Below are 9,270 nucleotides of genomic sequence, written 5' to 3' on the forward strand. Positions count from 1 at the left end.
CCTCATTCTCTCCCGGCGCGGTGGCTCTAGTTCTTCTGAAAGCCACCGTTCTCATCTTTAGTTAGTCTAAACTACAGATATTTAGCAAGCGAGGTAAACATACTTTTTTGCTTTTAAAATCCTCCTTACTTGGGTAATACTCAGCTCAATTCCTGTCTTTTCTCCTAGATATATGGCAAGTCTAGCTGTTGTCGATCTCCCGAATTCATAGCCATATTTTTCAGGTTCTACTTCAATGGTCTCTAGGAGTAAATTAATGTATTCTTCTGTAGCTTTTGGGTAGTTACCCTTCATCCGCTCATCTTTGAAATTGTCTAAATTCTCAGGATCACCATGTATGCTCCAATAAGCAACTTTTCTCAGAGAACATCCAATTAGTTCAGCAGTTTTAGCTTTTGTATTTCCGTTATTTAGTAAAAAAAAATTTAAGGCTCTTTGCCGAATATCTGGATGCTCGTGCTCTTTTAATGCTTGTTGTAGACTTTTTTTTGTCTCGCAACTGAGGAAGTTTTTAGTAGGCATTGACTTTTTCTAAATATCCAGAAGTGTTGAATGCTTATTGATAGGATTCTGAAAATAGACATACGAATCCTATAAACTGCTGATTTTAGCAATTGAAAACAAGTTCCTTAAACCAGTGAATATAGCTGATTTCTCACACATAAAGACCTGTAAATATCGTAACTTGTCTAAGAGTTTATGTCCAATTTCATCAGGAAGTTCAACCAACTGAAGCAACAAATAACAAATCAAACAGGCATAGATTTGTATCTTAATTCCATTGGTATTTTTAGTAATTAGAGGAGCTAATTTTAAATGCATTTTTAAGAAATTCCACAGCAATTCAATCTGCCATCGTCTTCGATAAATTTCTCCAACTTCTTCATTAGTGTATGCTAATTTTCCTGATTCAAATAAATTAGTGACAACTCTAAATTCTGTCCGTGTTTCTCAATCTGAAAAAGTCACTAATCTTACTTGAAGTTTTCGTTGGTCACTCCACACTTCATAAGTTCCATCCTCCTTCATATTGACAGTAGAATTATTCTTAATTCGTAGTACAAAATATTGATTTTCTTTTTTCATTAATGCTTGAACGCGTTCCGAACTAGAAAAACCTCTGTCCATTACAGCGACTCCATTTTGAGGTGTGGCTGCTATGGTTTCATCTCCATACTGACTGTCATGACCTTGACCAAAATGAATGTGGACTCCATCAATTATTCCCCGTTTATTGTCCGTTCCCGCAAATAGTTTTACTTGATGGTATTCCTGTTGCCATAGTAATTTACTTGTTAACGTAACTATCGTTGAATCTAAAGGAAATAAACTCCTCCTATCTTTGTTAATTAATTGACGTTTTATATCCACTTGCAATCTTTCAAAGATTTTTATGAAAACACCAATATCTCTATGCTTACTAGCCTTTGAAAAAGTTGATATATCTAGGGAAATATCTCGACTGTTTAAACGGGAAAATAGCGAACGCATAGTATCCAGACTTTGGTCAAAACTAAACCCTAGCCAGCAGGAGACAAATGTGAAGCTATCTAAAACAGGATAATCATCTTTGGGTAAATGGGCGAGATACCGTCTGACAATTTTGGGGAAGTTAGAAAATAGCATTTCAGCTGATTATTAATAATTTATAACTCTGCAATTATACATTGCTCGCCCAATTATAGCAATCTTTTCCTATCATTCAACACTTCTGCTCTCTATTATATGCAACTTCACATAAAATTGGTATAAAATCTAAAATCTAAAATCGACTGACGCACCTATTTAAGTCGATCGCAGACATCATGCAAAAATGCAATCGGGAGTATTCGACAATTGCATAAACACCCATTTTTTGTATATATAAGTACAAAACTTTACAAAAAAGTCTTATATTAATTAACCCAACGACTGATAAACGGGATAAAAGAGATTCTAATGACAGCCAAAAAAAACCTCATTGTAATCGGCAATGGCATGGTAGGTCACAAGTTCCTAGAGTTAATGGTCAGCTCGGATGCTGCCAAACACTGGAATTTAATTACTTTTTGTGAAGAACCGCGCGTTGCTTACGATCGCGTAAACCTCAGCGGATTTTTTTCTGGGAAAACAGCGGGAGATTTATCTTTAGTTGCACCGGGATTTTATCAAGAAAACGGCATCCTAATTCACATCGGGGACAAAGCAGTCGCCATTAACCGGGAACACAAAATAGTCTCTTCAGCCAACGGTTTAGAAGTTCCCTACGACAAAATTGTTCTGGCCACCGGTTCCTATCCATTTGTGCCATCAATTAAAGGCAAAGACGCTACAGGAACCTTTGTTTACCGGACAATTGATGACCTGGAAGCGATGTCAGATTACGCTAAAAATTGCCAAACTGGTGTAGTAATTGGCGGCGGCTTGTTAGGTCTAGAGTGTGCTAATGCTCTGCAAAATATGCGTCTAAAAACTCACGTTGTTGAGTTTGCGTCGCGGCTGATGCCCGTGCAAGTTGACGAAATTGGCGGTGCGATTCTCCGTAGCAAAATAGAAGAGTTGGGGGTTTCGGTTCACACCAGCAAATCTACAACAGAAATTGTTAGTGAAGATGGCAAAGTTACTAAAATGCTGTTTGCTGACGGTTCGGAATTGGCAACAGATATGATTGTCTTTTCTGCTGGCATTCGCCCCCGCGACGAAATTGCCAGAAGTTGCGGTATAGAAGTAGGAGAACGCGGTGGCATTGTGATTAATGATAGCTGCCAAACCTCCGATCCTGACATTTATGCGATCGGAGAATGCGCGCTATATCAAAATCGCATCTACGGCTTAGTTGCGCCTGGGTATACAATGGCAAGCGTAGCAGCAGATATTTTGAGCCGTGTAGCCGATAGCCGACAGGATGCCCCCGCTACAAGCACTTTTACAGGTGCGGATATGTCCACTAAACTCAAATTATTGGGGGTGGATGTCGCTAGTTTTGGAGATCCTTTTCCCAAGTCGGCCGATGCTAAAGAAATTGTTGTCACTGACACCTTCCAAGGCATTTACAAAAAATTAGTTTTAAATCAAGACGGCAGCCGGATTTTAGGCGGAATTCTCGTGGGAGATGCTTCGGCTTATGGTACTTTGCTGCAATTCATGCAAAATGAAATTGCTCTACCGCCGCATCCCGAAGATTTGTTAATGCCACCGCGAGAAGGGGGAGTATCGGCGGGTTTTGGAGTAGACAGTTTGCCGGATTCTGCTCAAATTTGTTCTTGCAATAATGTTACCAAGGGGCAGATTTGTGAAGCGATTCGCGATCGCAATTTAACCGATGTTCCCAGCGTCAAGAAATGCACTCAAGCTGGGACGGGCTGTGGCGGGTGCGTGCCTTTGGTGACGGATATCTTCAAGGCGGAGATGAAGAAAGCTGGGTTTGCCGTCAAAAATAATCTCTGCGAACATTTTGAATATTCCCGTCAAGAATTGTACCATTTAGTGCGTTCTCAAGAGATTAAAACATTTGAGGAGTTGATTGAAAGACACGGCAAAGGTAAGGGTTGCGAAATTTGCAAGCCTGCTGTTGGTTCGATGCTGGCTTCTACTTGGAATGACCACATTTTAGAGAAGTCTCACGTCGGTTTGCAAGATACGAACGATTACTTTTTGGCAAACATTCAGCGCGACGGTACTTATTCGGTGGTGCCGCGAATACCGGGGGGAGAAATTACGCCGGATAAGTTGATTGTTTTGGGTGAAGTTGCCAGGGATTTTGGGCTTTATACTAAGATTACTGGCGGGCAACGGATCGATTTGTTTGGAGCTCGCGTGGATCAATTGCCGCATATTTGGCGTCGGTTGATTGATGCGGGATTTGAGTCGGGACACGCTTACGGTAAGGCTCTGCGTACTGTAAAATCTTGTGTTGGTAGCACTTGGTGCCGCTTTGGCGTGCAGGATTCAACGAGTTTGGCGATCGAGGTTGAATTGCGTTATCGTGGTTTGCGATCGCCCCACAAGCTCAAATCTGCTGTTTCTGGTTGCACTCGCGAATGCGCGGAAGCTCAAAGCAAGGATTTTGGGATAATTGCGACGGAGAATGGTTGGAATTTGTATGTGTGCGGCAATGGCGGCATTAAGCCACAGCACGCGGTTTTGCTGGCGACGGATATCGACAAGGAAACGCTGATTAAGTATATCGATCGATTCTTGGTTTTCTACATCCGCACGGCCGACAGATTGGAACGCACTGCTACTTGGTTGAACAAACTTGAGGGCGGGATTGAATACTTGAAACAGGTAATAATTGAGGATTCTCTGGGCATTTGTGGTGAATTAGAAGCGCAGATGGAACATTTAGTGAACACTTATCAATGTGAGTGGAAAACGACCATAGAAGACCCACACAAGGTGCAGCGGTTTCAGCATTTTGTGAATTCCGATTTGCCCGATCCGAGTATTGTTCGTGTTGCGGAACGGGGACAAACGCGGCCTGCTAACGAACAGGAGAAGGCTCTGGTTGGAGTTTCGGAATAACCCCTCCCCAGCCCTCCCCTTGAATCAGGGGAGGGAGCAAGATTTGATCTTCGAGGCTTTGCCTAGGAATGAATGCTTGGAGGCCTCGAAACCTGCGTTCTCAGGCAGATCCGAGGAATGAAATTAAAGTAAATTAACAGGAAAAGAAGATGGTTCAATCATTACAAGTTTCGGATACTGTGACTACTTGGGTAGATGTGTGTTCTCTTGATGCGATCGCCCCTTATACTGGAGTTTGCGCTTTAGTTAAAGGCGAACAAGTGGCGATTTTCCGAGTGGGAAACGGGTATGAAGTTTATGCGCTTAGCAATTACGACCCGTTTAGCAAAGCTTTTGTGTTGTCGCGGGGACTTGTGGGCGATCGCAACGGCACTATCAAAGTTGCTTCTCCCATTTACAAGCAAAACTTTAGTCTCACTACCGGGCAATGTCTGGATGATGAAACGGTAAAGATTCCTACTTTTGCAGTTCGGGTTGTAGCCGATCGCGTCCAAGTAGCTGTTAGTTAGATTCAGTGGCTTAATTGTTCGATCGCCATCCGCCAACACCTGACATTCCTGTGGGTGATGGCGGATTTTGCATAGGGGCGCTCCCGAGTCAGTATTTTTGGTATAAAATAGAGTCGATTGGTTCCATACTCCAGGGTCGCTCAAAAAAATCTCAACTAATATCCGAGCTGATGCGAGGATTGTCAATGCAAACAAACTTCAGGGGGCAGGGTATCGGTATGTTGTTAAAAAAACTTGTTTCCGAAAATAATCCCCAGACTGTAGCAGAGTTAATCCATGCCCAACTCAAAATCGGTCAACTGACTTGGGGCGAACTCAACATACAAGTTTTCGGCCAGCACTGGCGGGACGAATCTTTGCACGAAGTCCTCAGAGAAATTGCAGCTAAGCTCGACAAAGAAACAGCGAGCAAAATTATAGAATATCTCACCGATCAAAACGGTCAACCAGAAAAATTTATTAATTTGTTTTTAGCAGCGCAATGCCTGTTAAAAGTGAAAAATGATGTTGATAAAAAAACCGAAAAAAAACTGTTAAACGCTTTAAAAAAGTTATCGCAATACGGCAGTGGTTTCCTGATTCTTTATCAAAGCGCTCAAGAATTGCAGGAAACTTATCAAATTCGCAATCGATCGATCGCGGCGATCGCCCAAACTTGGAAAAACGACCCGCAAACCCTGCCCTGGCTGAAAATACTCGCTCACTCCAGTGACTGCGGCGAAGTCCGAGCCACGGCAGTCGAAGCAGTAGCCCGTGGTTGGCCAGAGCAGCCAGAAATTTACCTGATGCTCAAAAACCTCGCCAAATCCGATGGAAGCTGGGCAGTGCGATCGACCTGTGTGCGAGAAATGGCTTCTGGTTGGCCAGACAGCAGCGATACCTTGCCGCTGCTGAGTGCCCTGGCTCAGTTCGATCAAAGTCCCGCAGTCCGCACCGCAGCACTCGAACAGTTGGCTTCTAATTGGCCCCATCGCACAGATACCTTGCTGCTGCTGAGAACCGCCGCCGAATCCGACGAAAATTTGGGAGTGCGAGTCGCAGCGTGGCAAGAAATAGCCAGAGGTTGGCACAGCGTTTTAGGCACGGCATCTTTGCTCAAAAACCTTGCCCAGACAGGAAGTTCTATCCTGCGAACAGTAGCGGTGCGGGAGTTGGCAGCGGGCTGGCCCGCCGCAACAGACGTTTGCCTGCTGCTGAAAAACCTAGCCGAATCCGACAGCAGTAAAGAAGTGCGGACAGCAGCGTTAGAAGAATTGGCCTCGCGCTGGTCCGGCGAGCCAGACATTTACCCGCTGCTGAAAACTAAAGCCGAGTCCGACGCGAGTTCGAGCGTCCGGCGGGCAGCAGTGCAAGCAATTGCCTCTGGCTGGCCCGGGAACCCCGAAACTATGACTTTTTTGAAAAATATAGCATTGGGCGATCGCGACGCCGACCTGCGAGAAATAGCGCTACAACAGATAGCAGCAGGTTGGCCCGACCACCCAGAAACCCTGCCCCTGCTGCAAAAAATAGCTGATTCCGAGGATTACTGGACTGTGCGCCAAGTAGTAGTGGAAGCTGTCGCTGCACTGGCGTCAGGCAGTCTCGAAGTCTTTGGCTGGTTGCAAAATCTCGCCGAGTCAGACAGACACCTGAACGTTCGAGAAACTGCGGTGGAAGAGATCGCAAAACGCTGGTCTCACCGGGGCGAGACGCTGCCTTTCCTCAAAAGCCGGGTCGAGTTGGAGCATGATGCTCACTTGCTGAGCGTGCTGATGCGATCGATCGTGCGGCGCTGGCCCGACGACCCGGAAACCTTGTCTTGGCTGAAAATTGAGCTCGATTCTGGGGAAGCCCTGGTGCGGCAAGCGGCGGTGCTTGAACTTGCTTACAACTGGCCAGATAATCCTGAAACTTGGATGCTGCTGGAGGCTAAAGCAGAGGGTGATGAGAGTTCCGCTGTCAGGCAAATCGCTTTGCAAAAGTTAGCCCGGGGGCGAACTAATCAGTCGCAGATTTTTGAGTGGCTGAAAATTAGAGCTCAAAAGGATGAAGATTCGCAGGTGCGGGCGATCGCCCTGGTAGAGTTAATGCGGGGATGGAAAGACGAGCCGGAAATGTTTGAGTTTTTGCGCGATCGAGCTTTGAGCGATGTTGATAATCAAAACGGTTCTTTTCCTTACAATCCCAGGTTTACAGCGCTCGAAGCGATTATCGAACATTATCCAGAAAATCCGGGAGTTGTGCCGTTGTTGCGATCGCTTGCAGTTTCCGACGCCGACGAGCAAATCCGGGCCTTAGCGGGTCGCCGGCTGTGCAGCCAAGACTGGTAAATAGAAACAATCTATTAGACATAGGAGTAAAAATTGGCGATATCGGCCGGTTTTTTGGTAGCTGCGGCGGGTATCCTGTTTATTTATTATGGCTCATTTGTTTGTGTAGAGTTAATTTGGGGAATTAGCGGTAAAAAACATAAGCGTAATGTAAGCCACCACAGATAAATTATTGGTGCTGTATAAAAACCATTTGAGCTAATTAAGCCATGAGCCATTAAATTTCTTAGGTTTGATCCAAATCCTTTGCGGTTTAACAACCCTATTAGCTCGAAAGCAATATCTTCTCCCAAAATCTCCTTTAATTCAGCTTCATGCTGCTCAAAAAGTACACTCATAATATGTTCATCTTGTATGCCTTTATCGAGCCAAGACGTAATCTTTCCTCGGTTTTTTACAAGGCAACGAAGAGAATGTTCTATTTGAGGTATTAAAAGATGTGCTGCAACTAAAAAATCACCAGTTAACCCAGCATAAAGTCCTCTAGCATATATCTCTTCACGACCTCTAGGAACAAAAGGATTATTAACAACTATTGAATAAAAATCGCTAATTTGAACATAATGCTCTAAATTAATTTGATATCTAGCTGGCTCAATAATAGCTTGAGCTTGAGCTTGTTGATACACAATAGCAGTTCTATACATTTCATCTTCAAAAGATGGATTATGTCCTACTATCTTTCCCATTTCATTTACATAAATGTTAGGAAAAATATCTCTAAATATACTGCTGTCTATTCCTTCTTGAGTTCGTTTTTTTATCTCAGAAACCGGTGTAGAGTTAAACAAAAATGCCAAAGTTAAAAGAGCTTCATCCAACTTTTTGCCTTTGATTTTATCTATGAATTGTCCAGCAATACTACTACTATCTATTTTTTCAGAATAAAAAAATTGCATTTCCAGAGTAGATCTTTGCTGATAATCTAGCAAAGTTTGGTGTATTTCTTCTATGCGTCTTTGATTACCACCCATATTAGTCAAAGCTTCAATAGCTTTGATTAAAAAATGAGATGCAGCTAGATAACTTGGAGGGGTTTGTTTAATTTTATCTTCTGCTTCTTTCACATAAGTTTCTGCATAATATAGAGAGACCAAGCGTTCTTGCTCAGGATTTTTATTTTTTCTCTGCCAAACAATCGCTAGTTCCCAATAATTTCTTGCTTTGTCCCAGTTACTTTCTGCTTCAGAACGATGTGCTGCTTTCTCTGCAATAGGAGCATATTTGGATGGATTTCCTTCTTTAAACTCTAGTAGAAGCTCCATCAACTTGGCAGATAAAAACAGAGGGTCTTCGCCATCATATTTGCTTAATACACTTTCAACATGAGCAACAACTTTCTGTTTATGAGCTTTCTGGTTAGAATGGTAAGCTAACCGAATTGCTCGCTCAATTCTCTTTACTGACAATGACCACTGCTCAGGATATTCTAATAATTTGGCCGACTCTAAATAAGAATCAATTGCAGTTTGTGCCATCTTATACTTACGCTTGTTGCGAATCCAGAGAATATCTGCAACTCTTGCTTTAAGTTCATAATCATATAAGTCTAATACCCACTCTTCTAATACTGTTAAATATTCCTCACTAAGATTATTAATAACTTCCATGTAATGAAATGGTTGTTCAGGAGATTCTGATTTCAATGCGGGAGCGGTAATTCCTGACAGTATAGCTAGAGCGATTTGAATTTTAGTATTCCCGGCTTGTTTAGCTTCTTGAGATTTATTCCAAAAAACAGGCGAATAGCGGTGGCAAGTTTTTTGACCAGAACTTTCAACAACTTCTTCCCAGTTACAATTAACAAAATCATCCTTTGACAAGGGAGTATTTGTAAACAATGAATCCATAATTTTTACTTTTCTCTAATAACTGTAGTTTAGACTAACTAAAGATGAGAACGGTGGTCCAAGAAAAACTAGAGCCACCGTTAAGGAGAGAATGAG

At 43.0% G+C, this 9,270-nt stretch carries 5 protein-coding genes and 1 pseudogene; 3 read left to right on the top strand and 3 right to left on the bottom strand.

The annotated features are described in order from the left end of the window. Window positions 1-81 precede the first annotated feature (81 nt). Window positions 82-522 carry a winged helix-turn-helix domain-containing protein gene (locus QT996_RS27410; RefSeq protein ID WP_333050547.1) on the bottom strand — a complete coding sequence of 147 codons (441 nt, stop codon included), beginning with the start codon at window positions 520-522 and terminating at the stop codon, window positions 82-84. 85 nt (window positions 523-607) lie between these two features. Then, a pseudogene (locus QT996_RS27415) lies at window positions 608-1,626 on the bottom strand (IS4 family transposase). 312 nt (window positions 1,627-1,938) lie between these two features. Here QT996_RS27415 and nirB point away from each other — a divergent pair. The 3 genes from nirB to QT996_RS27430 all read left to right on the top strand — a co-directional run bounded on the left by nirB (window position 1,939) and on the right by QT996_RS27430 (window position 7,324). Beyond that, complete coding sequence (nirB, locus tag QT996_RS27420; protein WP_333050549.1) at window positions 1,939-4,503, top strand: nitrite reductase large subunit NirB; 2,565 nt, start codon at window positions 1,939-1,941, stop codon at window positions 4,501-4,503. Between the two features lie 149 nt (window positions 4,504-4,652). Continuing rightward, window positions 4,653-5,012 carry a nitrite reductase small subunit NirD gene (gene nirD, locus QT996_RS27425; RefSeq protein WP_333050552.1) on the top strand — a complete coding sequence of 120 codons (360 nt, stop codon included), beginning with the start codon at window positions 4,653-4,655 and terminating at the stop codon, window positions 5,010-5,012. 185 nt (window positions 5,013-5,197) lie between these two features. Beyond that, window positions 5,198-7,324, top strand: a complete 2,127-nt coding sequence (locus tag QT996_RS27430) for a HEAT repeat domain-containing protein (protein WP_333050554.1) — start codon at window positions 5,198-5,200, stop codon at window positions 7,322-7,324. A gap of 86 nt (window positions 7,325-7,410) precedes the next feature. Here QT996_RS27430 and QT996_RS27435 read toward each other — a convergent pair whose 3' ends face one another. Next, window positions 7,411-9,174, bottom strand: coding sequence for a DUF4209 domain-containing protein (locus tag QT996_RS27435; RefSeq protein WP_333050556.1), 1,764 nt, complete (start codon window positions 9,172-9,174; stop codon window positions 7,411-7,413). Window positions 9,175-9,270: the final 96 nt, after the last annotated feature.

The organism is Microcoleus sp. S13C4 (assembly GCF_036700865.1).
GTDB lineage: Bacteria > Cyanobacteriota > Cyanobacteriia > Cyanobacteriales > Microcoleaceae > Microcoleus.

Coding starts and splice junctions, on each gene's coding strand:
- QT996_RS27410 (WP_333050547.1), bottom strand. CDS start 522: ATGCCTACTAAAAACTTCCTCAGTTGCGAGACAAAAAAAAGTCTACAA.
- nirB (WP_333050549.1), top strand. CDS start 1,939: ATGACAGCCAAAAAAAACCTCATTGTAATCGGCAATGGCATGGTAGGT.
- nirD (WP_333050552.1), top strand. CDS start 4,653: ATGGTTCAATCATTACAAGTTTCGGATACTGTGACTACTTGGGTAGAT.
- QT996_RS27430 (WP_333050554.1), top strand. CDS start 5,198: ATGCAAACAAACTTCAGGGGGCAGGGTATCGGTATGTTGTTAAAAAAA.
- QT996_RS27435 (WP_333050556.1), bottom strand. CDS start 9,174: ATGGATTCATTGTTTACAAATACTCCCTTGTCAAAGGATGATTTTGTT.